Annotated in this window: 20 protein-coding genes and 1 tRNA gene; 5 read left to right on the forward strand and 16 right to left on the reverse strand. The window is 62.3% G+C overall.

Annotated elements, in window-relative coordinates; genetic code table 11:
* The first annotated feature begins 760 nt into the window (after positions 1-760).
* The 4 genes from Q5Q88_RS08030 (at position 761) to Q5Q88_RS08045 (ending at position 5,414) form a co-directional block, all read left to right on the forward strand.
* On the forward strand, positions 761-2,251 hold the full coding sequence (locus Q5Q88_RS08030; protein WP_302742823.1) for an NAD(P)/FAD-dependent oxidoreductase: 1,491 nt from the start codon (positions 761-763) through the stop codon (positions 2,249-2,251).
* The gene (locus Q5Q88_RS08035; protein WP_302742825.1) at positions 2,252-3,634 is read left to right on the forward strand and encodes an NAD(P)/FAD-dependent oxidoreductase; all 1,383 of its coding nucleotides are present in this window, start codon (positions 2,252-2,254) and stop codon (positions 3,632-3,634) included.
* Between the two features lie 3 nt (positions 3,635-3,637).
* A complete protein-coding gene (locus Q5Q88_RS08040; RefSeq protein ID WP_302742827.1) occupies positions 3,638-4,078 on the forward strand; it encodes a DUF1667 domain-containing protein in 441 nt (146 codons plus the stop codon).
* A gap of 220 nt (positions 4,079-4,298) precedes the next feature.
* Positions 4,299-5,414, forward strand: coding sequence for an RlpA-like double-psi beta-barrel domain-containing protein (locus Q5Q88_RS08045; RefSeq protein ID WP_302742829.1), 1,116 nt, complete (start codon positions 4,299-4,301; stop codon positions 5,412-5,414).
* Between the two features lie 176 nt (positions 5,415-5,590).
* Here Q5Q88_RS08045 and Q5Q88_RS08050 read toward each other — a convergent pair whose 3' ends face one another.
* From Q5Q88_RS08050 to Q5Q88_RS08085, 8 genes are all read right to left on the reverse strand, one after another.
* On the reverse strand, positions 5,591-7,063 hold the full coding sequence (locus Q5Q88_RS08050; protein WP_302742831.1) for a sulfatase: 1,473 nt from the start codon (positions 7,061-7,063) through the stop codon (positions 5,591-5,593).
* A 60-nt stretch (positions 7,064-7,123) separates the two neighbouring features.
* Positions 7,124-9,049 (reverse strand): beta-glucoside-specific PTS transporter subunit IIABC, encoded by a 1,926-nt coding sequence (locus Q5Q88_RS08055; protein ID WP_302742833.1) that lies wholly within the window; start codon positions 9,047-9,049, stop codon positions 7,124-7,126.
* 15 nt (positions 9,050-9,064) lie between these two features.
* Positions 9,065-9,898 carry a PRD domain-containing protein gene (locus Q5Q88_RS08060; RefSeq protein ID WP_302742835.1) on the reverse strand — a complete coding sequence of 278 codons (834 nt, stop codon included), beginning with the start codon at positions 9,896-9,898 and terminating at the stop codon, positions 9,065-9,067.
* A gap of 317 nt (positions 9,899-10,215) precedes the next feature.
* Positions 10,216-10,518, reverse strand: a complete 303-nt coding sequence (locus tag Q5Q88_RS08065; RefSeq protein ID WP_302742837.1) for a PTS sugar transporter subunit IIB — start codon at positions 10,516-10,518, stop codon at positions 10,216-10,218.
* The gene (locus Q5Q88_RS08070; protein ID WP_302742839.1) at positions 10,511-10,843 is read right to left on the reverse strand and encodes a PTS lactose/cellobiose transporter subunit IIA; all 333 of its coding nucleotides are present in this window, start codon (positions 10,841-10,843) and stop codon (positions 10,511-10,513) included. The genes Q5Q88_RS08065 and Q5Q88_RS08070 overlap by 8 nt, the downstream gene beginning before the upstream one ends.
* An 8-nt stretch (positions 10,844-10,851) precedes the next feature.
* Complete coding sequence (locus Q5Q88_RS08075) at positions 10,852-12,342, reverse strand: sulfatase-like hydrolase/transferase (RefSeq protein WP_302742841.1); 1,491 nt, start codon at positions 12,340-12,342, stop codon at positions 10,852-10,854.
* Between the two features lie 6 nt (positions 12,343-12,348).
* Positions 12,349-13,647 (reverse strand): PTS sugar transporter subunit IIC, encoded by a 1,299-nt coding sequence (locus Q5Q88_RS08080; RefSeq protein WP_302742843.1) that lies wholly within the window; start codon positions 13,645-13,647, stop codon positions 12,349-12,351.
* Between the two features lie 181 nt (positions 13,648-13,828).
* Positions 13,829-14,596, reverse strand: coding sequence for a MurR/RpiR family transcriptional regulator (locus tag Q5Q88_RS08085; protein ID WP_118653726.1), 768 nt, complete (start codon positions 14,594-14,596; stop codon positions 13,829-13,831).
* 115 nt (positions 14,597-14,711) lie between these two features.
* On the opposite strand from Q5Q88_RS08085, the gene Q5Q88_RS08090 reads away from it, so the two are divergent.
* Positions 14,712-15,800 carry a radical SAM protein gene (locus tag Q5Q88_RS08090; RefSeq protein WP_302742845.1) on the forward strand — a complete coding sequence of 363 codons (1,089 nt, stop codon included), beginning with the start codon at positions 14,712-14,714 and terminating at the stop codon, positions 15,798-15,800.
* Positions 15,801-15,911: 111 nt separating this feature from the next.
* On the opposite strand, the gene Q5Q88_RS08095 is transcribed toward Q5Q88_RS08090, so the two are convergent.
* From Q5Q88_RS08095 to Q5Q88_RS08130, 8 genes are all read right to left on the reverse strand, one after another.
* Positions 15,912-16,712: a sulfite exporter TauE/SafE family protein gene (locus Q5Q88_RS08095; protein WP_118653728.1), complete on the reverse strand. Its 801-nt coding sequence runs from the start codon at positions 16,710-16,712 to the stop codon at positions 15,912-15,914.
* 147 nt (positions 16,713-16,859) lie between these two features.
* Positions 16,860-18,230 (reverse strand): folylpolyglutamate synthase/dihydrofolate synthase family protein, encoded by a 1,371-nt coding sequence (locus tag Q5Q88_RS08100; RefSeq protein WP_302742848.1) that lies wholly within the window; start codon positions 18,228-18,230, stop codon positions 16,860-16,862.
* Between the two features lie 9 nt (positions 18,231-18,239).
* Positions 18,240-19,049 carry a formate/nitrite transporter family protein gene (locus tag Q5Q88_RS08105; protein WP_302742850.1) on the reverse strand — a complete coding sequence of 270 codons (810 nt, stop codon included), beginning with the start codon at positions 19,047-19,049 and terminating at the stop codon, positions 18,240-18,242.
* Positions 19,050-19,240: 191 nt separating this feature from the next.
* Entirely contained in the window at positions 19,241-21,952 is a 2,712-nt protein-coding gene (locus Q5Q88_RS08110) for a valine--tRNA ligase (RefSeq protein ID WP_302742852.1), read from the reverse strand.
* A 22-nt stretch (positions 21,953-21,974) separates the two neighbouring features.
* A complete protein-coding gene (clpX, locus tag Q5Q88_RS08115) occupies positions 21,975-23,393 on the reverse strand; it encodes an ATP-dependent Clp protease ATP-binding subunit ClpX (protein WP_302742854.1) in 1,419 nt (472 codons plus the stop codon).
* Positions 23,393-24,013, reverse strand: a complete 621-nt coding sequence (locus Q5Q88_RS08120) for an ATP-dependent Clp protease proteolytic subunit (protein WP_302742856.1) — start codon at positions 24,011-24,013, stop codon at positions 23,393-23,395. The genes clpX and Q5Q88_RS08120 overlap by 1 nt, the downstream gene beginning before the upstream one ends.
* Positions 24,014-24,243: 230 nt before the next feature.
* Positions 24,244-25,539: a trigger factor gene (gene tig, locus Q5Q88_RS08125; protein ID WP_294121882.1), complete on the reverse strand. Its 1,296-nt coding sequence runs from the start codon at positions 25,537-25,539 to the stop codon at positions 24,244-24,246.
* A 69-nt stretch (positions 25,540-25,608) separates the two neighbouring features.
* A tRNA-Leu gene (locus tag Q5Q88_RS08130) sits at positions 25,609-25,692 on the reverse strand.
* Positions 25,693-25,708: the final 16 nt, after the last annotated feature.

Raw genomic sequence — 25,708 nt, forward strand, 5'->3', positions numbered from 1 at the left:
AGGCCGCTTAGCGGTTATGATTTATCGCGTCCAAGTTTCGGGGCGCAGTTCACCACCGCGCCGCGCTTTCGCTTGGCAAATACGGTGCACGCCTCGAAGAGTAACGTCCCGACCTCATATGCAACTGTAAGCAGGTGCTCGGTGCAGGCCCAGTACAGGTAACCTCTCGAACTGAGCAAAGTATATGCAGGTTCATGCGTAATCCTAATGCGATTTGCTTGAAGAATAGATGAATGGCTGCAATTCCCCCGCGAGCGGGCATCTACAATAAGACACCAACGGCCATTCTAAGAAATCGCCTCAAAGATTCAGAGACGCATCCCGCCTGCCCGAGGGCGCCACTCCCTGCCACCACGTTTAGAAAACGCATTTTTGTAACAGGAGAAGGCGCACACTAAGTTCTGCCGCAGTTTTTAGCGGCCCGCAGAGTAGACGAGGCGAGGCACTCAACAAATTTGCTGGTAGATGAATTGGCGACTTCGGGTACTACTCGAAAGCACCCAGAAAACTGCGGCAGAACTTCACTTTGATCGCCTGAACCTTCGGTTCGATCCGCTTCGCAATTTCGGAAACGTTCTCTGCCGCTGGCGGGCGGATTCACACGCTCCGCCGAAACGGCATTGTGCAGATAAGCGACAAGCGTAGCATAGCTTATTGACACTTCGTCTATAACGCCTCGAACCCGCGAGAAGCACGAGAACCCTCGCAGCGCACGGAGCCGAGGCCGACATGTCCCATCGACTTGATGACAGGAGACGCAATGGCCCAAACGTTCGACATCGTCATCGCCGGCGCGGGTGTGACCGGGTGTGCCATAGCCCGGCAGCTCGCACGGTACGATCTCTCGATCTGCGTATTGGAAGCGACCAACGACATCGCCCTCGGCGCCTCCAAGGCGAACGGGGGCCTCGTGCACGCGGGCTACGACCCCGCCCCCGGCACCGTCAAGGCCAAGGTCAATGCGCGTGGATGCGCCCTCTACGGCATGTGGTCTGAGGAGCTCGGCTTCCTCTTCCGCAGGACGGGCTCCATGGTTCTGGGATTCTCGGAGGAGGACCGCGCCCATCTCGAGGTGCTCGAGGCCAACGGTCGCGCCAACGGGGTCCCCGATCTCGAGATCATAGCGCCCGAGCGCATCCGCGAGCTCGAACCGCGCGCGAGCCGTGAGGCGACATGCGCGTTGTGGTGCCCCTCCACGGGGTACGTTGACCCCTTCGACGTCGCCATCGCCTGCGCCGAGAACGCCGCGGCGAACGGCGTCGTGTTCATGAGGAGCACGCCCGTCCGCGCCATCGACAACCTCATCGAGAACGCCCCCCTGCAGGCGGGCGGCGCCCCGCTTTCGAGCCAGCCCGCCCGCTTCGCCATCCACACGCCGCGCGGCGCAGTGCGCGCCCGGATCCTCATCAACGCCGCCGGCAGCGGAGCCGCCGAGATCTCCGCCATGGCGGGCGGCGAGGCGTTCCAACTCGCATGGCGCCAGGGCAACATCGTCGTGCTCGACAAGGAGCCCCGTGCGCTCATGCCCCTCTACCCCGTCCCGACGCCCGTATCGAAGGGCGTCATCGTCACGGGAACCGTCCACGACAACACGGTGATCACGGCGACGGCCGCCCTGCGCGACCCGGGCGACCGCGACACCTACGCGTCTGATGTCGAGGCGCTGCTCGCGGGCGCCCGCAAACTCGTCCCCGACCTCGACACCCGAAGGGTCGTGCGTTCCTTCGCGGGCGGGCGCGCGGTCATCCAGGGGCTCAACGACTTCCTCATCGCCCCCTCGTCATCGGCGAACGGGCTGTTCCACGCCGCCGGCATCCAATCCCCCGGCGTGGCGAGCGCGCCGGCGGTGGCGGAGCTGATGGAGTCGCTCCTGCGCGAAGCGGGCGTGACGCTCGTCGAGAAGCCCGACTGGCAACCGCGTCGACGCGCGCCCGAGGATTTCGACCGCTCCATCACCGAGCATCAAAACGAGCTCATCGAATCCGACCCCGCATGGGGGCGCATCGTCTGCCGATGCGAGACCGTCCCCGAGGCGGAGATCGTCGCCGCGATCCACCGCATCCCGGGAGCCGTCTCCGTCGAGGGCGTCAAACGACGCTGCCGAGCTGGAATGGGCAGATGCCAAAGCGGATTCTGCCAAAGCCGCGTGGTCGACATCCTCTCCCGTGAGTTGGGCTGCCGCCCGGAGGAGGTGCCCCTCGAAGGTGAAGGGTCTTGGATCGTCGACGGCACGCTCAAGGAGGGTCGATAGATGGGAACGATCGAAACGCGCGACTTCGACGTCGCGGTGATCGGCGGAGGGCCCGCCGGCATGGGCGCCGCGCTCGCGGCGCATGAGGCGGGCGCGAGCACCGTCATCATCGAGCGCAACGAGCACCTGGGCGGCATCCTGCGCCAATGCATCCACCCCGGTTTCGGTCTCACGCACTTCAAGGAGGAGCTCACCGGCCCCGAGTATGCGCAGCGCTTCATCGACAAGGTGTCCGAGGCAGGCATCGAGGCCATGCTGGGCAGCATGGTCCTCGCGATCGACGGCGGGAAGGGGGACGAACGCCGTGCCGGGGGCGACGCCGGCACCCCCGCCGACGTCGTCTGCGCCGAGCGCGAAGCCCCTGCCGCAGACTGCCATACGGTCACCGTCATGACCGAGACGGGAATGGTCGAGATCTCATGCCGCTCGGTGGTGCTCGCCATGGGATGCCGAGAGCGCACGCGCTCCGAGATCAAGATCCCCGGCAGCCGCCCGGCGGGCGTGTTCACCGCGGGCCTCGCCCAGCGATACATCAACATCGAGAACCTGCGCCCGGGGCACCGCGTGGTCATCTTGGGCTCGGGCGACATCGGCCTCATCATGGCGCGCCGATGCGCGCTCGAGGGACTCGAGGTCGAGGGCGTCTACGAGCTCATGCCCTACGCGAACGGGCTGCACCGCAACGTCAAGAACTGCCTCGAGGACTTCGGCATCCCACTGCATCTATCCACCACCGTGACGCGCGTCATCGGCCGCGATCGGGTTGAGGCCGTCGAGGTCTCCAGGGTCGATGCGGACCTCTCCCCGATCCCGGGAACCGAGCGGACCATCCCCTGCGATGCCCTGCTGCTCTCCGTGGGCCTCATCCCCGAGAACGAGATCGCTCAAGCCGCGGGCGTCGAGCTCGACCCCCGCACCCGCGGCGCCTGCGTCGACCAGGACCTGCAAACCGGCGTCCCCGGAATCTTCTCCTGCGGGAACGTCCTTCACGTGCACGACCTCGCCGACAACGTCACGGCGGAGGCGGAGCGGGCCGGCAAGGCGGCAGCCCTACGGGCGCTGGCGGGTCGGGGCGCGGTAGTGTCCCCAGCCGAAGACGCGACGGAGCGACAGGTCGACATCGCCGTGCGCGCCACCGGACTGGCGAGGTACGTCGTGCCATCGCGCATAACCCGCGTGGGGTCGACGAAGCTGTTCTTCCGCGTGAGGCGCCCCGTCGATCAGGCGAAGCTGGTCATCCGCTCGTGCGGAGAAGTCATCTTCACCGGCAAGCCGCGCGGCTTCAAACCGAGCATCATGGAGGCGGCGCCCCTCACCGTCAAGATGCTCGAGCGCGTGGGCGAGGAGCTCACGCTGTCCATCGAACCCGCAGAGGAGCAATAGGCAATGGATGAGCTGAAGGAAGATCTCGAGCGCACGACCGAGGAGCACCACGGGGACACCACCGTCGAAGTGCGCCGTTTCCACTGCACCACCTGCCCATCGGAATGCGCCCTCACCGTCGAGGTCGCCCGGGACGAGACGGGCGCCCTCCGCGCCACCGCGGTCCAGGGAAATCGGTGCCCGCGCGGAAAGGCTTTCGCCGAGCAGGAGATCACCCGCCCCGTGCGCATCCTCGCGACCACCGTCGTCGTCCGGGGAGGAGACGAGCGTCTCCTCCCCGTCCGCACGACCGAACCCATTCCCCGAGACCTCCACATGCAGGCGATGGACCTCGTGCGGCACATTTCCGTCAAGGCGCCCATCCGCATGGGCGATGTCGTGGTGGATGACGTGCTCGGCACGGGAACCGCCCTCGTGGCGAGCATGGACGTGGCGCGGGCCTGACGCGCCCTTCCCGATCGTCCCCTCAATATGATGTGCAAACACCGCGCCGTCACGATGGGCGCGGCGCGCTCCGCCCCAAGCGGCTAGGACGCCCTTGGGGTGGAGCGCTTTAGACCGGGGCGCGCATCGATGGGCTCGCTGTGGTAAAACCCTTAAGCTCAACTTTAAGGTGAGAGTTGGACTATACTGATGTGCGTTCGCAAGTAAAGGTGGTCAATCCATGAACCTCTCCCCGCGTCGCATCCCCCGCCTCGGCACCGCGCGCATCGCCTGCACCCTTGGCCTCACCGGGGCCCTGGCGTTAACCGGCGCCGTCCCCGCCCTCACCCTCGGTCCCGCGCCAGCATATGCGGCAAGCGAGAAGACCCTGGCGGAGCTCCGCTCGCTGCAGTCCGAGGTTTCAAGCGCCGCGGCGACGCACGCCGACGCCATGGCCAAGGCGGATGAGCTCAATGCCCAGGTGTCGGAAATCGCCGACGAGATCCTCCACATCGAGGAGGAACTGCTGCCCGCAAGGCAGCAACGAGCTGCGAGCGCCGCGAGCGACTTGTATAAGACGCACGCCTCCAGCGGCGGCGCGATAGGCCTCCTCCTCAACGCCGAGTCCTTTGCGGAGTTCATCAACCTCACCAAATACCTCGGCACGGTCCAGGACGCCAACGTCGCCGCGCTCAACGAGCTCAACTCGCTCGAAGAAGAGCTGAACGCAAAGCTCGCTCAGCTCGGGGAAGCCAAGGACCGCGCGGATGAGGAGCTCGCGCGCGCCAGCGCCGCACTCGGCAAGGCGCAAACGGCTGCAGCCGCGCTGCAGTCCAAGGCGAATGCCGAGGACGCGGCGGAGGCGGAGATCGCACGACAGGCCGCCGAAGAGGCCGAGCGGCTCGAGGCCCAGCAAAGCGCCGGGCAGAACACCGGCGGCCAGCCCTCCGGAGATAGCGGGCAAAACGGCTCCCAGGGTGGGCAGGCAGGCGGATCCGGTCAGGATAACTCCGGCAACGCAGGCGGCAACCAGGGCGGCACCCAAGGCGGATCCAGCGAATCGACGGGCGCGTGGAAAACCGGCGTCGCCTCATATTACGGAATCGGCGACGGATTCATGGGCGGCACCACCGCCAACGGCGAGAAGGTGACCGAGACCTCCATGGGCATCGCCATGCTGAACGTGCCCTTCGGGACGCGCGTCGAGATCCGCTACGGCGGGCGTTCCGTCATCGCCTACGTCAACGACCGCGGACCGTACGCACACGGGCGCGTCATCGACATGCAGCCCGCCGTCGCCCGCGCCCTGAACTTCATCAGCGTGGGTGTGGGAACAGTCCAGTACCGATTCCTCTAAGGACCGCAGCCCCGCCGCGCCGCCCGCGCATGTCATCCCATGCTCGAACAGCCCCTCTCACACCGGAGAGCCCAGCAGGCCCTCCCGTTCGTGCGGAACTTCGCATGGAGCGATGCGCGCGGGCAGGGCGGCTTTCATTCATGGCTGTCTGTATGACGCCTTAGCCCCATAAATCGCTAGACACTCAGGCCGAGCCGCTCGAACTCCTCGGCGGGAGCCTCCACCGCGCGCATGCCGTCCACGAGGGCGGAAATCATCCGCTCCTCGATGCCGGCGTCCTCGATGCGCTCCTCACCGTCCCGGACGTCCCACAGGGAGTTGCCGAAGCCGTGGGAGTTCATGTACGTGCGCGACCTGCACTTGAGGTACGGCCAGCCGTTCGAGAAGCGGTCGCCGCCAACCAGCTCGGCGGAATCGAGCTGCTCGCGAGAGAAGAAGCCCCGGATGTTCGTGGGCATGAGGGTGCACTCGACGAAAGGCTCGTTGTCCTCCCGCGCTGCAGCGCGCATGTACACGTAATCGCCGTCGGTCACGCACACATGGTTCCCGTGGGCGCCGAACAGCGCATGCTCATGGCCCGCGGCGCCCTCACGCGCAACGGGGAGCAGCGACGCTCCGTCCATGTCGACGGCGGGCTCGACGCCGAACCAATCGAGCAGCGTCGGCGCGATGTCGATGGTCTGACACAATTCCGCGCTTCGAACGCCCTCCGCGGCCCCGGGCACGTGAATGAAGAACGGGGTATGGATGATTTCCTGATGCATCGGCCAGAAGTTCTTGCCGAGGTACCCGTGCTCGCCGAGCAGGAAGCCGTGGTCGGTGTTCACGATGAGAAGCGTGTCCTCCCACAGGCCGTGCTCGTCGAACGCGTCGAGGACCCGTCCGAGCTGGGCGTCGCACATGGCGACGAGCGCTGCGTACTCGCGACGGCACTCCTCGAGCTCGTCCGCATGCACCCCCGCGTCGACCGCCGCATATGCCGGCCAGTTGAGACGGGGCGGCTCCACGAGCCCGACCGCCTCGCGGTACTTCTGGGGAACATAAAAGGGCTCATGAGGGTCGAAGCACTCGATCTGGAGCATCCAGCCATCGCGCCCCGCGTGGCTTTCGAGGAAATCGATGCCAGCATCCACCGTCTGCACAGTGGACATGTCCCGCTCAGCGGGCTGGCGGCGCTTGTTCGCCTCGTGCTGCAGCGGGCTGGGACCCTTCGACTTCTGGAGCGGGGACATGTCGCCGGGCAGCCCCTCGACAACATCGCGCGGAGCCCAGCGGTCGCCCTCCTGGCCGCGGAAGCCCTCCCAGCTGCTATAGCGATTGTGGTACGTCGCGCCGCCGTCCTCCCAATAATGAGAGTGGTCGCTGACCAGGTGCGCATATACCCCCGCACCGTCCAAAGCCTGGAAGCACGAGAAGTCGAACGGCTCGAGCGGGCCCCAGCTGCGGTGCAGGAAGTTGTACCGGCCCGTGTGGAGCTCGCGGCGCGCGGGCATGCAGGGCATCGAGCCGCCGTAGAAGCGGTCGAACGTGCAGGACCGATCGGCGAGACGGGAGAAATTAGGGGTGAGACCTGGATCGGCGCCATAAGGCGACAGAAAGCCCCGTGAAAGCGTGTCGAACATGAGCATGACGGCTCGCATGACAGACATCCTCCTCAGCAGATGCGCGGGGCACAGGCGGACCAGCCGTGCCCCGCGCGAAACAATAGGCTACACGAGAACTGCGAGCAGCTCGCGATCGGTCGAAGCGCTCGCATCTTGCGAGCGCACCACGTCCTGGAAGCTCGCGGAGTTTGACACGAGGAAGATGACGGTGTCGTCATATCCCTCAGAGGCGAGCACATCTCGGTCGAACGTCACAAGGGGCTGACCTTGCTTGACCGAATCGCCCATCTTCACCTGCGCCTCGAAGCCGCGACCGTCGAGCTGAACCGTATCGATACCGATGTGAATCAAGAGCTCCGCTCCGGATGCAGTGGTGATACCGACCGCATGGCCGGTCTTGAAGAGCATGGTCACCTCTCCGTCGGCGGGAGCCACAATGGTTCCCTCGGAGGGCTTGACGGCAACGCCCTTGCCGACGGAGCCAGAGGCGAACACCTCGTCGTCGACATCCTCGAGGGCAACGACCTCGCCGGCGACGGGCGCAACGAAGACCTCCTGCTTGATCTGAACATCGGCATCCGCATCAACGTTTGCATCGTCAGCACTTTGAGCGGTGGCGGCAGGCACTCCGAAGAAGAACGTGAGCAAAAAGCCCATTGCCATGGCAACCCCGAGAGCAACGAACACGCCGTAGAAGGTCATATCGAGCTCAGGTGAAGCGGGGTTGATGAAAGCGGGAATGTTGAAGAAGCCAAGCCCGCCCTGGGTATAGCGCATGCAACCAAAGAAACCAAGGATGGCGCCGCCAACAGCAGAGGAAACCAACGTAAAGGCGAAGGGGCGCTTGAGGGGCAGCGTCACGCCGTAAATCGAAGGCTCAGACACACCAAAGAAGCTGGAAATGGCGGCAGGAAGCGCGACGGACTTGAGCTTCTTGTCCTTAGTACGCAGGTACACGGCAAGCACAACTGCCATCGTAGTGAACGGGACAGCGGCCATATAGCATGTCAGGTTCTCGTAACCCTGAACCATAAGGCTGTTAAGGGCGATGGGCGTAAAGGCGTGGTGCAGGCCAAAGACCACGAGCACCTGCCACAGACCACCAACAAGAACACCGGTAAGAACAGGGCTGAACTGCTGGACAGCGGTGATGCCTGCGGCGATGAGCTGACTGATCCAGGTCACGACGGGACCCACGAGCAGAAGCGTGAGCACGACGGTGATGGACAAGGTCGCAGCGGGAACGACAAACATCTTCACGACATCGGGAACGATCTTCTTGAAGAACTTCTCAACGCGGGCGCCGAAGAACGTGGCGGCAATGATGGGCATGACGCTCGAGGTATAGCTCACCATAAGGACAGGGATGCCCAGGAAGGTCGTGGTGACGTTCGTAGCGATGGGCGTACCCTCGAACAAGGTGAATAGAGGCTCGGCAGCCTTGAGGCCCACGATGGTGGGATGCACCAGCGTGGCGCCGATTGCCATGCCGAGAAGCTTGTTCATGCCGAACTTCTCTGCGGAGGTGTAGCCGAGGAAGATCGGGAAGAAGTAGAACAGCGAGTCGCCGGCGGCGGAGAGAATCTGGACAAAACCCGAGGTGGAGTCGAGCCACTTCATGGCCGTGCAGAAAGCCAGCAAGCCCTTTATGATGCCGCAGCCCGCAAGCAACGGAATCGTGGGCGTCAGGATGGCCGAGATCATGTCAACGATGCGGTCGAACGCGCTCTTTCCCTCGTTGTCGTTGACGTCGGAAACGTCACTCGCGGAACCGGCAAATTTGCCGAGCTTCATGACGGCGTCGAATGCGTCCTCGACGTCATTGCCGATGACGACCTGGTACTGGCCGCCCTTTTGAATGACATCGATGATCCACTCGTGATTCTCGAGGGCCTCGGTGTCGGCGCGGCTCTCGTCTTTCAGCTTGAAGCGAAGACGGGTCACGCAATGACGCAGTGAGACGACGTTCTCGGTTCCGCCCACATGGTCCAAGACGAACTTGGCAAGGGCGTCGTAGTCTTTTTTAGCCACGGGTTCCTCCCAGCCTTATGCTCGATTGAGCAAACGTGCGATATGGATGATGAGGTAGGTGATCTCCTCATCCCCGATCGAGCGCTCGAGCTTGCCCTCAACGAACGCGCGCACATGCTCGGCGACGGAATACGCCTCCGGATAGCTCTCCCTCACCATCTTCGACAGGGCGCTGGGGACTTGCGTCTGCTCGCCACCCAGCACGCGCTGCACGAAGAAGCGCACATGCACGGCCAAACGCTGATAGTCAAGATCGCCCTCGCTATATGCGAGATGCGCTTGATACCGAATGATCTGCATGACCTGGTCCATGAGCCTGAGCCCATCGATTCCTTGACGGGACCCAGCACCCTCCTGCTCCGCGTTGATGAGATGCAAGGCGATCGAAGCGGCCTCGGCGTCGCCGAGCGTCCCCTCGATGCCCTCGAGCTCGTCATCCAACAGCTCGATCGCCTTTTTGCCCACCTCGAACTCGCGGCGATAGTACTGGCTGATCTCCCAGGTCAGCGAGTTTTTGGGAAGAAGCCCCTTCTGTGCGCGCTCGTGAACATATGCGACGTGGTCGGTAAGCGCGATGTAGATGGAATCAGCAAGGCGAACCCCAAGTGTGCTCTGAGCATAATCGACAATCTCCCGGGCAAGATCGAAATACCGCTGCGGAATCGCGTTAACAAGCTGATACAGCTGACTTTGCTGCTCGACGGACGTGAACACGCGCTCGATCTTGTCCTCGGGAATCTCGCCGCCAAGCTCAACGTAACCGATGCCCAGGCCGATGACCACGAACTCGCGGCCCTTTTCATCCCGCGCAACGGCGACGTTGTTGTTGAGCGTCTTGGCGAGCCTCACGGCTTCACTCCTCCCCTGTTCGACATCGTGGTCTGCAAAACGAAAAACCCGGGCTGATAGAACCATCCCCCATGGGATCATTCTATCAACCCGGGTCCTGCCTGTTGTTCACAGTTACACGCCCTGTTGACGCACGATATACGATTGAATGGTTCTTTTGTACACCTTTTTCCTGATGGTTTGCAAGCGCATCAGATTGCATTGCTGCAAGCGGTTGCTGCAGACCGGCGAACGGCAAAACGGGGCTTCGATGCAAAACCGGGTTGATGACCTTATAAAGGCATCAACCCGGGCAAGATCAATCGCCGCGTTTGCCGCTAGTCCCCAAGAACCTCGCGGACATGCTCAATGACGCCGGCGCCGTTCATGGTGCCGTACATGACCGTATCAATCGCCTCAACCGGCTTATCCGGGAACAAGGCCTTGACACGGTCGACCTCAAAGCGAACCGGCGGGCCAAGCAAGATGAAATCCGCATCCCCGCCGAGCTTGGACGCCTCGGCGACGGCATGGGCCGCAATCTCGACCTCATAACCCTGGTCAGCGGCGGCCGCTTTCATACGCTCTACCAGCATGCTTGTGGACATGCCCGCGGCACAGAACAACTTGATGTTACGCATGGATACAATCCTCCATCTTCTTGTAAACGTTCACAATCTTACGGGCAAGGATCCCAAAAACCTCAGCGCTCATGAGCTGGTCCTCGGCGTGCATGAGGATGAGCGCGAACTCACTCGACTCCCCCGCCGCCTCTTTCTGAATCAACCCAAAATGTGCGTCATGACCGGCGCGGAACTGTTCCTCGCCCTCCTCTATAAGCTTCTCGGCACCCTCGAAATCACCCCGCTCGGCGCAATCAATCGCCTGGATGTAGCAAGAGCGCGCGGTGCCGACGCTCGCGATGATCTGGAAGCTGACCAGCTGCACCTCTTCGGATACGGCCATTGGTCCTCCTAACGCTTGTCGAACTTGGGCGGCACGTAATCGGCCGTCTCCATGTAGAACCTGAGCAGCCTGTCTCGAAGCTGCGCGGCGGATTGGGCGTATGCCGGATCATCAACAAGGTTGACGAGCTCCATGGGGTCCACCTCAAGGTCGTAGAGCTGGTCACCCTCGTACAGGCGCATGACGTACTTGAGGTTTCCCATGCGCACCATCGCGCCCTTGGTGTGTGCAGGTCCCTCCTCGTGTTGTGCGGATATACGCGGCCAGTATGGTGACTCGGGTCCATGTTCGGGCTCCATTGCTTGCCACTCACCGTGGATACGCCCGCCCTCGCAGAACATCGCATCATGCGGCGTGTCCTCACCGGAGATCGCCCCCATCAGGGAGCTGCCGAACTGCACGTATCCCAGGTCCACGCCGACAATCTCCGCAACCGTCGCGGGAAGGTCGATCAGACCGACAAGGCCGTGGCGCACGCCCGGCTCCACCGGCACCGACGCCGCAGGCTTGACCACAAGGGGCACGTTCGTCAAGGGGTCCTCGAAGGAGTTCTGGCACTTCTCTGCGATGCCGTAGTCTCCCGTCAGGTCGCCATGGTCGCTGAACGCGAAGACGTTCGTGTCGTCGTACAACCCGCGCTCGCGCAGCTTGTCGAGCACGAGGCCGAGCATGTGGTCCCAGCGCGCCACCATGCCGAGATACACCGCGCGCATCTCGTCATACTGGGGCTCGCCCCATCTCTTCATATCTTGGCGGTCACGAATGGCACTCAAGATACTCGCCTTGCCCTCCAGCGTCTCCACATTGGGGCGACGCGGCGGAAGGGCCGTACGATCGACAAGCGAATACCATGGCTCCTCACAACCGTACGGGGGATGCGGGAACGACAGCGTGCAGTAGATGAAGAAGGGCTTTTCCTGCTTCTCGGGGTCGATGGAGTCCAAGAACGCCAGGGCGGCATTCACGCAGTTCCAGTCGAAGTCGCTATTGAGCGAACCCTCGGGGTACTTCCCCTGGAAGAAGGAGTACTTGAGATCGTGCCCCTCGAAGACCTCGGGCACCTCGGGCGTGGGGAAGTTCTTCCCGCCGAAGTTCATCTTGAGACCCTCGACGCCCACCTTGTCGACTAGGTCGGTTCCATCGAAGAAATGGTCGCAATACGCCTCCTTGCTCCATGAGCCCGGGATGAAGTCGTTGCGACCGATCCACACGACCTCATACCCGGCCTCCTTCATGGTCTTGAGGATATTGGGATCCTCGCGATGCATCATGAAGTGCATCGTGCGGTGACCAAGCGTGTGGGGGTACAGGCCGGTCAAGAAGCTGCAGCGGCTCGGAACGCAAACGGGATTCTGGCAGTACGCGTCCGCGAAGGACACGCCCTCCTCCGCCATGGCGTCGAGGTTGGGGGTGCTCGCCGCCGGATTGCCCAGATGGGCCATTGAGTCCGCGCGCATCTGGTCCGCGACGAACCACACGATGTTGGAGCGATTGTCCATCAGCGCTTACGCCTCCTTGGCGGCTGCCTGCTCGTCGGCGCAAGCCTGCTTATCGAGCATCTTGAAGAACGGGAAGTAGATCGCGAACTGGAGGGCGACGAGCACCGCCTGCCACACCGCGGCCTGCCAACCACCGGTGAGGAAGCCGGAGAGCAGCACCGGCGTACCGGTCTGGAGCTGCATGCCGTTGAGCACAGGAACGAGGCCGAAGGAAGTCACGGCGTAGGAAAGGACGAAGCTCAGCAGCGGGGTCAAGATCATGGGGATGAACATCATGACGTTGAGCATGAGCGGCATGCCGAAGACGACGGGCTCGGAGACGCCGCAGAGCGCCGGGGCGATGGCCATCTTGCCGAGAGACTTGTAGCGCTCGCTCTTGGCGACGAAGAGCATGCACAGGACGAGGCCGATGATGCCGCCGGAACCGCCGAGCTGGACGAAGGTGAACCACCAGGTGTTCGTGAGGATGTTGGGCAGGGCGGCCGCGCCGGCGGCGAAGGCGTCGAGGTTCTCAAGAGCGGCGGGCATGTAGAGCATGGTGATGAAGGGCATGGTGACCATGCCGCCATGGATGCCGAAGAACCACAGGAGGTTGCACAGGAGCACCAGCAGGCCGAAGGTGAGCGGGCTCTCGCTCAGAGAGGCGAGCGGCGCCTTGAGCAGGCCGTAGATCATGCCGTCGAAGGAGCCGAACGGCGTGAGGGTGCACAGCTGGCGCACGACGACGAACAGGATCGTAATGCACAGCACGGGGATGATGCCGGCAAAGCCCTTGGAGACGAACGGGGGAACGCCGTCGGGCATCTTGATGGTGATGTTCTTCTTGATGAAGACGGAGTAGATCGCGGGGACGACGACGCCGATGATCATAGCGGAGAACAGGCCGGCGGAACCGAAGTAGGTCATGTCGATCATGTTCGCCACGGCCGTCCCGTCCGCGGCGACGCCGGCGGGGATCAGCAGCAGAAACACGAGCAGCGAGGCGATGCCGATGATGGAGGACTGGCCCTCGCAATCGAGCTGCTCGGCCATGCTCTTACCAATGGCGAACGCCGCATACAGCGACAGCATGTTGGTGGTGTACGTGGTGACGTAGGAGATGACGTCCTTAAGACCGTTCGCGGTGATGAACTCCTGGTACGGGGCGATGCTCAAACCGGAAAGCAGCGATGCGATCGCGCCGACCATGATGATGGGCAGCAACATGCCGAAGCCGCCAGAAATGGCCTTCAAGACGTTGTTGTTGGAGAGCTTGGTCGCGAACGGGACCAGCGTCTTCTCCATCAGAGCTTGGAACTTCTCCATCTCTTCCCTCTTCTCTCGGTGCAGAAACACGGGAGCGATTCGGGCCCGGAACCGCTCTTCATCTTATAGAGTAGTCGATTTGGATATATGTCCGTTCTCTATTGGATATTTGTCCGTGAGTGGATAGTTTTCCACGATGAACGGCATGCTATGGATAGTTATCCATTTCATGCCGTTCACACTAGGAGAAATTTCGAGAGATGTTCAGCAGGAGCATCTCTATGAACATGTAAACGATTACCTGGTCTTCGTAGAAGTTTATCGAGTCATCATGGCTGATCCAGGGAAGCACATATACCTCGGAAGCGTGCGGAACGAGGCTCGACCTGCCGTCCATGGTCACCAGATGCACATCGACCCCGCGCTCGCGCATCACATCCATATCCTCGCCATACATGCAATTACCTCGACCCTGCATGCTCAAGACGATGCAAACGTCTCCGCTCTCTAATATCGCTGCATCATCGGACATGACGATGGCGTCATCAGTCGGTTTATTGAAAATACCGAGTCTCGTCAGACGATGAGAAAGCTGCATCGCGCTCTGAAACGTCCTGTTCGACCCCCAAATTACAAGCCGCCTGGCCTGAACGATCGCCTCGGCGAGGGCGTCGAATTGCTCCTTGGAGACACACTGGGGAATCAGATGCATATATCGAGCATACGTGTCGACGAGCCTATTCGAATCGTCGTGATCCGCTTCCACAGAGGGGCTCTCAGCTGCCATCATGGCCCGGTTGAAGGAGAAGCGGAATTCGGCGAACCCATCATATCCGAGCTTTTGGCACATGCGGATAATCGCGGAGTTGGATGAACCGGTGAGCTTTGCCAGGTTGGTGATGCTGCTGCCCAACATGATATTCGGGTCGTTCAGGATCCGCTCGGCGGCCTTCAATTCTGATTTGGTGAGTGTAGGCAGAGCTCGACGCAGTTCATCAATGGGATTCATGGCCACTCCTCAAATTGGATATCTCTCCAAATAGTGTACCGCGCCCGAAGCCCTCGAAGCTCAAATCAACATGGTAGACTCCTCATCAGACCACAACGACCCGCTGCGAGGACCCATGAAGCACATCTCGTTTCTCATCAAACCCGCCAGCTCGACGTGCAACATGCGCTGCCGCTATTGCTTCTACGCGGATGTCGCAGAGCACCGCGAGACGGCGAACCACGGCGTCATGGAGGCCCCATGCGCCGAGGCCATCATCGATGCTGCATTCGCGCTCGGCCCCGACACCGAGGTGACCTTTGCCTTCCAGGGTGGCGAACCCACCTGCGCGGGGCTCGAGTTCTTCCGCTCGTTCTGCGCGCACGTCGATGAGGCTCGCGAGCGCCAGACGGTCCACTACGCCATCCAGACCAACGGTTACGTCATCGACGACACCTGGGCCGAGTTCCTCGCCGAGCACGACTTCCTCGTGGGCGTCTCCATCGACGGCTATCCCGAGATGCACGACTGGCTGCGACCCGATGCGCGCGGCGTGGGCACCATGGGCCGCGTGCTGGATGCTATATCGGCGCTGAGGCGGGCAGGCGCGGAATTCAACATCCTCACCGTCCTCACCGACCAGCTCGCCCATCACCCCCAAAAGCTCTACCGCTTCTACAAACAGCACAAGTTCGGCTTCGTCCAACTCATCCCCTGCCTGCCGGGACTCGATGAGACGAACGACGAGTACTCGCTGGAGCCCGAGAGCTTCGCGAGCTTCTACAAAACGTTCTTCCGCATGTGGCTCGAGGACTTCAAGCGCGGCGACCGCATGAGCGTGACGCTCTTCGACAACGTGATACCCCTGTTCGCAGGCGTTTGGCCCCAGCAGTGCGGCATGCTCGGGGCATGCGCACCGCAGTTCGTGGTCGAGGGCAACGGAGATGTGTACCCCTGCGACTTCTACGTGCTCGACCGATATTGCCTGGGCAACATCCGCGAAAACTCACTGGAGGACATGGCCACCTGCGACGCGCTCCGCACGTTCATCGCCGAACCCAGGCGCGATTGCACCCTGTGCGCGGACTGCCCCTTCGAGCGCATCTGCCACAAGAACTGCAAGCGCCTCAATACCTGCTACTATCGCGAGGACTATTGCGGATACCGCGACTTCCTCGAATACGCCGCCCCCGACATGATCGCGATTGCGCGCACGTTGCGCTAAAACGCTTCCAAGGGTTCGAGCACCCCACCTGTCGCCCGAACCCCAAAGCGGGCCCTTCCCCGTGTGGAGAGGAGCCCGTCTCTTCAGTGCGAGGCGATGGTGCCGAGCGATTTATGCCAGCACGGTGTACTTCGCGATGTTGTAGACATTGATAAGGATGATAACGACCATGAGGCCGATGAACAGTTTGTCAACTCGCTCGGAATCGATGCGCTTGTTCATAGCACGACCGGCGACGCCGCCCAAAATGCCACAGGCAACCATGCCCGCAATCAACGCAATGCTAATGCTCGCAAGATCCATCGTGAGGATGCTGCGAACAGTGCTCGCAGCCTGTGAGAACAGGATGATATACAGGGAGTTCTGCGCGGCCTCCTTGGTTTCCATGCTGAAGAAATAATAAAGGACGACGAGGTTGATGGGACCGCCGCCGATACCGAGGAAGCTCGACATGATGCCGAGGAACAGGCCGATGACCGCGCACGCAAGGGCCCCGCTGACCCGCTTGGTGGCGATCTTCTCCTTATTGACGGTGTAGACGAGGGTTCCGATGGTGATGACCATGAGCACCGCGGCCTGCACCGCGCCGGCGGTGTTGGGCGTGTCGAACAGGCCCTCGACCATGCTGAAGAGATCCTTGCCCACCAGGCCGCCCACTGCCGCGCCGATGGCAAGCGGCGTGGCGGTCTTGAAGTCGATCTGCGAGGCACCGGAGACGCGGGAGCGCAGGACCGAGTAGGCGGTCATGGACAGGACCGTGCATCCCGAGAGGAAATTGATGGTCGAAACAGGGAACACCCCGAGTGCGTCGAGCACGGGCTTGATGATGACCCCGCCGCCGATGCCGCAGATCGCGCCGATGATCGACGAGAAGAAGCAGACAGCGAACACTGCTGCGTAGATGATTGCCATCGATTGCCTCCGAACATATATACACACATTTCGAACATTATCGAACACATCGACAGATGATACCACTCATCGCACGAGGCGTGTCGGAATTCGCCGCGCGGCGGCCACGATGCAACGCGCAAGCCGCCGCGCGGAGAATCGGATGGCCTAACGCCGCAGAAGGCCGGCGACTTCCCCCGCCAGCGTGATGGTACCAGCCGCGACCAGCTCCAGCCCGGAAGCAGTTGCCCAATCGAGCGCAGATGCGACGTCCTCAAAGACGGAAAGCACATCCCCCTCATCGCGACCCAGTGAGCCGAGTTTGGCTCGCACGAGATCCGCGAGCTCCCCGGCGGGCATCGCACGGTCGCTCGCGGTCTGCGCGATGACGATTTGCGGAAACGCCGGCACGAGCACATCGACGATGCCCGACACATCCTTGTCGGAAAGAGCGGCGATGAGCAGGGCGGGTCGATTGGACATGCAGGGCTCCACCTCGTTGAGTGCGCGCACAAAGTTCTCGCAACTCTGAGGATTGTGGCAGGCGTCGACGAGCACCAACGGGTCGGTGCGGACCACATCGAAGCGGCCCGGTATGGGACAGGAGTCGAGGCTTCTCTCGAGCGCGCCGACGTTCAGAGCGCATCCAAGGTATCCCTCGGCCAACGCGATGGCACACGCGGCGTTTTGCGGCTGATATGCAGGTTTGCGCATGTCCACGCGATATTCCGCGCGGGGGGTCCGGGTGCGAAACGACACGACGCCCCCAATGCGATCGGGCTCGCGGAGCGTCTCGTGCGAAACGACCCAGGGCGTCACGCCACATGCAGCGCAGCGCTCGTTCATGACGCGCTGGACCTCCGGCACATGCGTACCCTCGCCCAAAACCACAAAGCGACCCGGCTTAATGACCGCCGCCTTCTCGCACGCGATCTGCCCGATCGTGTCACCCAGAATACGCGTATGGTCGAGGCCGATGCCCGTGATCGCGACGGCAACGGGATCAGTCGCGCTCGTGGCGTCCCAGCGCCCGCCCAGGCCGACCTCGAGCACCGCCACGTCAACGCGGGCCTCCGCGAACACCACCATCGCCGCCACGGTCAACAGGTCGAACGGCGTGATCGTGTAGGATGGCTCCCCGGCGGCGACGCGATGCGCGTTCACCCGACGACCCGCCTCAGCCGCGACGGACACGCCATGTGCGAACTCTGAGGGCTTGACCACGGCGCCGTCGACCTCCATGCGCTCCTCGTAGCGCACCAGCTGGGGAGACGTGTACAGGGCGGTTCGCTTGCCCTCGCCACGCAGGATGGCCGCGGCAAAGCGCGTGGTGGATGTCTTGCCGTTCGTTCCGGCGACCTGAATGCAATCGAAGTGCTCATCGGGGCGCTCAAGCTCCTCGAGCATATCGACCACCGTCTCGAGCAGCGGGCCCGCGTCGCCGGAGATCTTGCCGGTATCGGCAGCGATGGCAACCGCGTCATCATAGGCGAGCTCGGCCACTTCGAACGGAACGCTATAGACTCCCTGGCGCTTCATGCAGCCCTCCTAATTGCGATCTTCGCGGCCGTACACAAACCAGTACGCGGCAGCGATCGCGACGCCGCCCACGATATTGCCAAGCGTGACGAACACGAGATTAGAGGCAACCCCCAGCACCACCACGGACGAACCGCCCCACAACGCCTCGATAGCCAAGCCAAGCGGGAGAAAGAACATGTTCGCGACCGAGTGCTCAAAACCCAGGACCACAAAGGCGACCACGGGCAGTATGGCGGCAGCGAGCTTGTCACACACCGTCTTGCCAGCGCTGCCCATCCACACGGCAAGGCAAACGAGCACGTTGCACAGGATGCCGCGCGAGAACGCGACGACCGGACTTAAGGACGCCTTAGATGCCGCGACCGAGCAAGCAAGCTCGCCGACGGCTCCTCCCTGCATCTCGGCAAAGCCCGAAACGAGGAGCAACACGACCACCAAAAGGGCTCCCACGGCGTTGCCCGCGTACACAATCGCCCATTTACGCAGCATACGAACGAGCGGATACCGCCCATCGAGCGCGCCGATAACCATGAGGCAGTTACCGGTGAACAGCTCGGCACCGGCAACGAACACCAAAAACAGGCCCAGGCAGAACGCGAGACCGCCCAAAACGAGCGAGATGGTCGGGGAAAGCGACACATCGGACCGTACCATGAGCATGAACGACGCGCCCAGGGCCACAAATGCGCCGGCTAGGATCGCCAAAACGAACGCCCGACCGCGCGTGAGACGCGCCTTGGCAAAGCCGATATGGACGAATGCCTCTTGCGTCTTCGCCGGTGGAAGCATCACCGTCCCGTTTTCGTTTTCTGCCATATGTGCCCTCCCCATACTACCGGCACTGGCCCCAATTGCATCCAGGGCGCAGCTGGGGAGTAACCTATCTCAGTTGTATCCATGTCTAGGGTTTTCCAGGTGCCCCAAATCCGGCCGAACGTAAAGGCGCGGTGTACGGACGTACATAAGCCTTTAGGTTCGACCGGAGATGGGGTGTCTGGGAAAGCCGACTATGCGAAGTCCTCAAGCTGCGCCTTGATGGCAGCGATGGTCTCCACCAGCTCAGCGGCACGCTCGCGCTTCTTGGCGACGACCTCGGGTGCGGCCTTCGCCACAAACCCCTTGTTGCCGAGCATACGCTCGGCGCCTGCGAGCTCCTTCTCGGCAGCCTTCAATTCCTTCTCCATGCGGGCGCGTTCGGCGTCGAAATCGACAAGATCACCCATGACGACGTAGGCGTCGAAATCCGGACCAGCGAGAGCGATGGCCTTCTCGGGCTTCACGAACTCATCGGCCGTGAGAACCACGAGCTCGCTCACATTGGCCAATCCGCGGATGAAGTCGGCCATGCCGATAATGTCTTCGGCAACCTCGGCAGTGCTGGCCTTGACCTCGCAGCGCAACTCCTGCTTGGGGGAGATGCGATAGCGGGCGCGCGTGGAACGAACATCGGACACGAGCGCGCGCGCAAGTTCGAACGTGCGCTCGGCGGGCTCGTCGATGAAACGGGCGAGGTCCGCAGGCTCGGGCCAGAAGGCGATCATGAGAGCCTCGGCGCGCTCAATCGAACCGTCCTCGTTCACGTCGAGCCAGCTCGCGGGCATCTGGTCCCAAATGGCCTCGGTCACGAACGGCATGAGCGGATGCATCAGGCGCAGAGAGGCGTCGAGGACGAACATGAGGTTGCGCTGGGCCTGAAGGCGCGCCGCGTCGTCCTTGAGACGGGTCTTGGTGACCTCGACGTACCAGTCGCAGACCTCGTTCCAGAAGAAGTTCTGAACGCCGCGGGCCATCTCGCCGAATGTATAGCGCTCGATGCCCTCGGTGACGAGCTGGGCGGCCTTCGCGAGGCGGCTGAACATCCAAGCGTCGGCAGCGGTCTCGGCAACCGGCTCGCCCGGAGTATAGCCGTCCATGTTCATGAGCAGGAAACGGCTCGCGTTCCAGATCTTGGTGACGAAGGAGCGGGCCTGCTCGGTGCGGGCGGAACCCTTGAGCGCCTTGGTCTTCTTGTCGATGTCGGCGTCGAACTTGACATCCTGGTTGTTAGTGCAGAGCGTGAGGAGGTTGAAACGCATGGCGTCGGCGCCGTACATATCGATGAGGTCCATGGGGTTCACGCCGTTGCCCTTGGACTTAGACATGCGGCTACCGTCCTTGGCGAGGATCGTCGGGTAGATCACGACGTCGCGGAAGGGCACCTCGTCCAAGAAATACAGGGAGCTCATGACCATACGGGCGACCCACAGCGCGATGATGTCACGTGCGGTGACCAGCGCGGTGGTTGGGTGATGGCCCTCGAGCTGCTCGGAATGCTGCGGCCAGCCCTGCGTGGCAAAGGTCCACAGCTGGGAGCTAAACCAGGTGTCGAGCACGTTCTCGTCTTGATGGACGTGGGTGCAGCCGCACTTGGGACAGACGGTGGCGTCGTCCATACAGGCGTCTTCCCAACCGCACTCCTCGCAGTAGAACACCGGAATCCGGTGGCCCCACCACAGCTGGCGGGAGATGCACCAGTCTTTCAGGTTCTCCATCCAGGTGGTATAGGTGTCGGTCCAGCGGGCAGGGTGGAAGGTCACGCGGCCATCGCGCACGGCGTCGAGGGCGGGCCCCTTCAGCTTGTCGACCGCGACGAACCACTGCTCGGACAGCCACGGCTCGAGCGTGTTGTCGCAGCGGTAGCAGTGCATGACGGAGTGGTCGTGGTCTTCGATATGGTCGAGCAGGCCGCGCTCCTCGAACCAAGCGAGAACCGCCTCGCGGCACTCGTCTCGGGTCATGCCGGTGAACTCGCCGTAACCGTCGACCACGATGGCGTGCTCGTCGAAGATGTTGATCTTCTCGAGGCCATGGGCCTCGCCCATCGCATAGTCGTTGGGGTCGTGTGCCGGGGTGACCTTGACGAAGCCGGAGCCGAAGTTCGGATCCACATGCCAGTCGTCGAAGATGGGAATCTCACGGTCCACGATCGGGAGCTTGACCGTCTTGCCCACGAAGGCCGCCTTCTCGGGATCCTTGCTGGAAACGGCGATGCCGGTGTCGCCCAGCATGGTCTCGGGGCGCGTGGTGGCCACGACGATGTACTCCTGGCCGTTGACGGGCTCGGTCAGCGGGTAGCGCAGGTGCCACAGGTGGCCCTTCTCGTCCTTGTACTCCGCCTCGTCGTCGGAGATGGCGGTGGTGCAGCTGGGGCACCAGTTGACGATGCGCTTGCCGCGGTAGATCAGACCGTCGTGGTACCAATCACAGAATACTTTGCGCACCGCCTCGGCGTACTCGTCGTCCATGGTGAAGCGCTCTCCGTCGAAATCGACGGAGCAGCCCATGCGCTTGATTTGCTCGACGATGGTACCGCCGTACTCGTGCGTCCAATCCCAGCAGGCATCGATGAACTTGTCGCGCCCGATCTCCAGGCGAGAGATGCCCTCGGACTTGAGCTTCTTGTCGACCTTGGTCTGGGTGGCAATACCCGCGTGGTCGGTGCCGAGAATCCAACGCGTGGAGCGACCGCGCATACGGGCCATGCGGACAATGGTGTCCTGAATGGAGTCGTCGGTGGCGTGGCCCATATGAAGGATGCCCGTCACGTTGGGCGGCGGGATGGTGACGGTGCAGTCGCCCACGCCCTCGCGGCGCTTGTAGTAGCCGCCATCGAGCCACTTCTTGAGGATCGCCGGCTCGTTGACCGCCGGATCATAATTCTTGGGCATCTCTTCTGCCATGAGTGTCCTTCCTATGGATACGTTAGTCCAGGTCGATGTCGGATCCCTCGTAAACGCGGCGAGGCTGCTCGTCTCCCTGCACGGCGGCTGCGGTCACCACAACTTGGCTCACGCCCTGCTCACTCGGCAGGTCGAACATCGTCTGCTGGAGCAGCTCCTCGCAGATGCTGCGCAGGCCGCGGGCGCCCGTCTTGCGAGCAAGGGCCTTCTTGGCGATCTCATGCAGAGCCTCGGCCTCGAACACAAGCTCGACACCCTCCATGGAGAACATGCGGCGATACTGCTTCACAACGGCGTTCTTGGGCTCGGTGAGGATTCCCACCAGGTCGTCCTCTGACAGAGCCTGGGTCTGCGTGATGACCGGCGTACGGCCGATGAACTCGGGAATCATGCCGAAGTTGTTGAGGTCCTCGGGAAGCACCTGCTTAAGGAGTACATTCTCGTCCTTGGACGTGGGGCCGGCAATCTCGGAATTGAAGCCGATACCCTGGTTTCCCACGCGATCGGAGATGATCTTGTCGAGTCCCACGAACGCGCCGCCGCAGATGAACAAGATGTTCGTGGTGTCGATCTGGAGCAGCTCCTGCTGAGGGTGCTTGCGTCCGCCCGTGGGCGGGACGCTCGCGACGGTACCCTCAAGGATCTTGAGGAGCGCCTGCTGCACGCCCTCACCGGAGACGTCGCGCGTAATGGAGAGGTTCTCCGCCTTGCGTGCGATCTTGTCGATCTCGTCGACGTAGATGATGCCGATCTGCGCGCGATCGATATCGCCGTCGGCGGCGGTGATGAGCTTGAGCAGGATGTTCTCGACGTCCTCGCCCACATAGCCCGCCTCGGTGAGCGCCGTGGCATCGGCGATGGCGAACGGGACCTCGAGCACGCGGGCGAGCGTCTGGGCGAGCAACGTCTTGCCGGTGCCGGTGGGACCGAGCAGCAAGATATTGCTCTTGGCAAGCTCGACATCTTCGTCCAGGGACGCAGCGTGGGCACCACGGGCAGCGGCATCCGACGCATCCCCCTCGAGCACGCGACGATAGTGGTTGTACACCGCCACGGACATGGCGCGCTTAGCGTCCTCCTGACCCATGACATACTGCGACAGGGCATCATAGATCTCATGCGGCGTGGGAACGCGCGTGATGAGCTTCGACGCGGTCTCGCGCATGGTCGGTGCGGGAGCCTCCTCTACCGGTGACTCCGGCGCGGCAGCCCCATCCTGTTGAGCAGCGTAAGCGGCCCCAAAGGCGCGCATCATCTCGTCCTGGGCAAAGGACTGCTCGAGAATCTCATTGCACGCCTCAACGCACTCGTCGCAGATGAACATGCCGTCATGCCCGCGCACGAGCTTGCGCACCTGATCTTGCGTCTTGCCGCAGAATGAGCAGCGGACCGGAACCTCACCATCGGAGCCCGGCGTACGGCCAAAGTCCTCCCCCGCCATTAGCGCTCGCTCCCGGAGTCGTTGCGGGAGGTCACGATGCGGTCGATAAGGCCGTATTCGAGGGCTTGATCGGCGCGAAGGTAATGATCACGCTCGGTATCCTGTTCAACCTGCTCAAAAGGCTTGCCCGTGGCATCGGACAAGATGTGGTTGAGCGTGGTGCGCGTCTCGCGGATCTCACGCGCAGCAATCTCAATCTCGGTCTGCTGGCCCTGGGCACCGCCGCTGGGCTGATGGATCATGATCTTGGAATGGGGCAGGCAGAAGCGCTTGCCCTTGGCACCGCTCGCAAGAAGAACCGCAGCCATTGACGCCGCCATGCCAACGCAGATGGTGGAAACATCGGGCTTGATGTAATTCATGGTATCCAGAATGGCAAGGCCCGAATAAACCTCACCGCCCGGCGAGTTGATGTAGAGCGAAATGTCCTTCTCGGCATCCTGGCTCTCAAGATGCAACAGCTGTGCAATCACGAGGTTCGCGGTCACCGAATTGACCTCCTCGCCAAGGAAGACGATGCGATCGTTGAGTAGGCGCGAATAGATGTCGTAGCTGCGCTCTCCGCGAGGAGTCTGCTCGACGACGTAAGGCACGAGCGCAGAGTCGATGCGATGGATCATATGGCTCCCTTCGGGATAGGACGCCGCGAATCGGCGCCTGAAGATGCTGTTTGGTCGTCATCGAGTGAACGCTGAAGAACATTTGGCACTCGATAGAAACGTACGGTGCCCAATCCCGCCGAACGCGATGGGGCACCGTACGCAAATCAGCCGTACAGCCGCTTATGATACGCCATTTTTGCCGAAGGCCATGCGAGAGCACAGAGTCCGGCGGGCGTGACGCAGATACGCTACTCGGCCTTGGCCTCAGCGGCGCGAGCGGCCTCGTCGACCTCGGTCACCTTAGCGTTCTCGACCAACCAGTCGACAGCCTTGGAACGACGAATGGAATCGCGGATGGCGGGCATGCGGCCCTCGGCGAGGAACTGAGCCTTGGAGGCTTCGACGTCCTCAACACCAGCGCGCTCGAACTCGCCGTTGACATCCTCGTCGGTGACCTCGACCTTGAGCTCGCGAGCGAGCGCGTCGAGGGCGAGGGACTCGCGGGCAACGTCGTTGGCCTGACGGTGCAGGTCGGAGATGAACTCCTCAGAGCTGATGCGGTTGGCCTGCAGCCAGCCGTCGAGGCTCATGCCGCGAGCGGAGAGGCTCTGCAGGAAATTCTGGCCGAGCTCCTGGAAGACGGACTGCTCGTAGTCCTCGTCCATCTCGTCAAGCTGAAGACGCTCGGCGAGCTTGGCGACAGCGCGATTCTCCTTGAGCTGCGGGAGCTGGGAGGACTTGTCAGACTCGATCTCGAGCTTCACGGCGTCGCGCATGGCGTCAATGCCATCGAAGCCGAAGTTGGTCTTTGCGAACTCATCGGTAAGCTCGGGGAGTTTGCGCTCCTTGACGCTCTTGACGGTGACCTCGACGGAAGCCTCCTCGGCACCCTCGACCTCTGGCGTCCAAGAAATGGTCTTGGTCTCGTCGACGTTCATGCCCATCAAGCCCTCGTCGAACTCCTTCGGCAGATTACCGGAACCCATGGCGATCATGCGGCCCTCGCCGGCGAGCGCCTCGGCGTTGGCGACGTTCTTGATGTCAACGGTCACATAATCGGCGGCCTCGACGCCACGCTCGACGTCCTCAAACGTGGCGTGGTAACCCATGAGCATGTCGACCTGCTGGTCGATCTCGGCCTCGGTGACCTCCGCGGGAGGCATCTCGATCTCAACGGCATCGTAAGAGGAGAGCTCGGGGGTGGGGCGCAGGGTGAACTCGACCACATAGGTGTAGTCGGTGCCATCGACGCACAGGTCGATCTCCTGGTAATCGCCCTCCTTGACGGGAACGATGTCAAGCTCGTTGAGGACGTTGCCCTCGTTGGCGCCGATCAGCTCATTGGTGGCCTGCGCGAGCACGGCCTCCTTACCCAGGGCGGAGTCGATCACGGGACGCGGGGCCTTGCCGGCGCGAAAGCCGGGGAAACGGTACTTCTTGGCAGCCTCCTTGTAGGCCTTCTTGATGGCCGCGTCGACGTCGGCAGCCGGGATGGTGACCGTGGCGGTGAGCTTGGCGTCCTTCACGTCAGAAGTGATGTTCAACGTTCCTCCTCTAATACATGCCCGGCATATGTGGGTGCCGGGGTCCCTTTGGTACCTTGTATGCGTGTGTGGTGCGGGCGAAAGGACTCGAACCTTCACGGGAATCCCACTGGAACCTAAATCCAGCGCGTCTACCAATTCCGCCACGCCCGCAGCTAGTCACACAGGC

The organism is uncultured Collinsella sp., assembly GCF_959026545.1.
Lineage (GTDB): Bacteria > Actinomycetota > Coriobacteriia > Coriobacteriales > Coriobacteriaceae > Collinsella.

Bases quoted from the DNA above. Each gene is read 5' to 3' on its own strand.
- Q5Q88_RS08030 (WP_302742823.1), top strand. From the start codon at position 761: ATGGCCCAAACGTTCGACATCGTCATCGCCGGCGCGGGTGTGACCGGG.
- Q5Q88_RS08035 (WP_302742825.1), top strand. From the start codon at position 2,252: ATGGGAACGATCGAAACGCGCGACTTCGACGTCGCGGTGATCGGCGGA.
- Q5Q88_RS08040 (WP_302742827.1), top strand. From the start codon at position 3,638: ATGGATGAGCTGAAGGAAGATCTCGAGCGCACGACCGAGGAGCACCAC.
- Q5Q88_RS08045 (WP_302742829.1), top strand. From the start codon at position 4,299: ATGAACCTCTCCCCGCGTCGCATCCCCCGCCTCGGCACCGCGCGCATC.
- Q5Q88_RS08050 (WP_302742831.1), bottom strand. From the start codon at position 7,063: ATGTCTGTCATGCGAGCCGTCATGCTCATGTTCGACACGCTTTCACGG.
- Q5Q88_RS08065 (WP_302742837.1), bottom strand. From the start codon at position 10,518: ATGCGTAACATCAAGTTGTTCTGTGCCGCGGGCATGTCCACAAGCATG.
- Q5Q88_RS08070 (WP_302742839.1), bottom strand. From the start codon at position 10,843: ATGGCCGTATCCGAAGAGGTGCAGCTGGTCAGCTTCCAGATCATCGCG.
- Q5Q88_RS08075 (WP_302742841.1), bottom strand. From the start codon at position 12,342: ATGGACAATCGCTCCAACATCGTGTGGTTCGTCGCGGACCAGATGCGC.
- Q5Q88_RS08080 (WP_302742843.1), bottom strand. From the start codon at position 13,647: ATGGAGAAGTTCCAAGCTCTGATGGAGAAGACGCTGGTCCCGTTCGCG.
- Q5Q88_RS08085 (WP_118653726.1), bottom strand. From the start codon at position 14,596: ATGAATCCCATTGATGAACTGCGTCGAGCTCTGCCTACACTCACCAAA.
- Q5Q88_RS08090 (WP_302742845.1), top strand. From the start codon at position 14,712: ATGAAGCACATCTCGTTTCTCATCAAACCCGCCAGCTCGACGTGCAAC.
- Q5Q88_RS08095 (WP_118653728.1), bottom strand. From the start codon at position 16,712: ATGGCAATCATCTACGCAGCAGTGTTCGCTGTCTGCTTCTTCTCGTCG.
- Q5Q88_RS08100 (WP_302742848.1), bottom strand. From the start codon at position 18,230: ATGAAGCGCCAGGGAGTCTATAGCGTTCCGTTCGAAGTGGCCGAGCTC.
- Q5Q88_RS08105 (WP_302742850.1), bottom strand. From the start codon at position 19,049: ATGGCAGAAAACGAAAACGGGACGGTGATGCTTCCACCGGCGAAGACG.
- Q5Q88_RS08110 (WP_302742852.1), bottom strand. From the start codon at position 21,952: ATGGCAGAAGAGATGCCCAAGAATTATGATCCGGCGGTCAACGAGCCG.
- clpX (WP_302742854.1), bottom strand. From the start codon at position 23,393: ATGGCGGGGGAGGACTTTGGCCGTACGCCGGGCTCCGATGGTGAGGTT.
- Q5Q88_RS08120 (WP_302742856.1), bottom strand. From the start codon at position 24,013: ATGATCCATCGCATCGACTCTGCGCTCGTGCCTTACGTCGTCGAGCAG.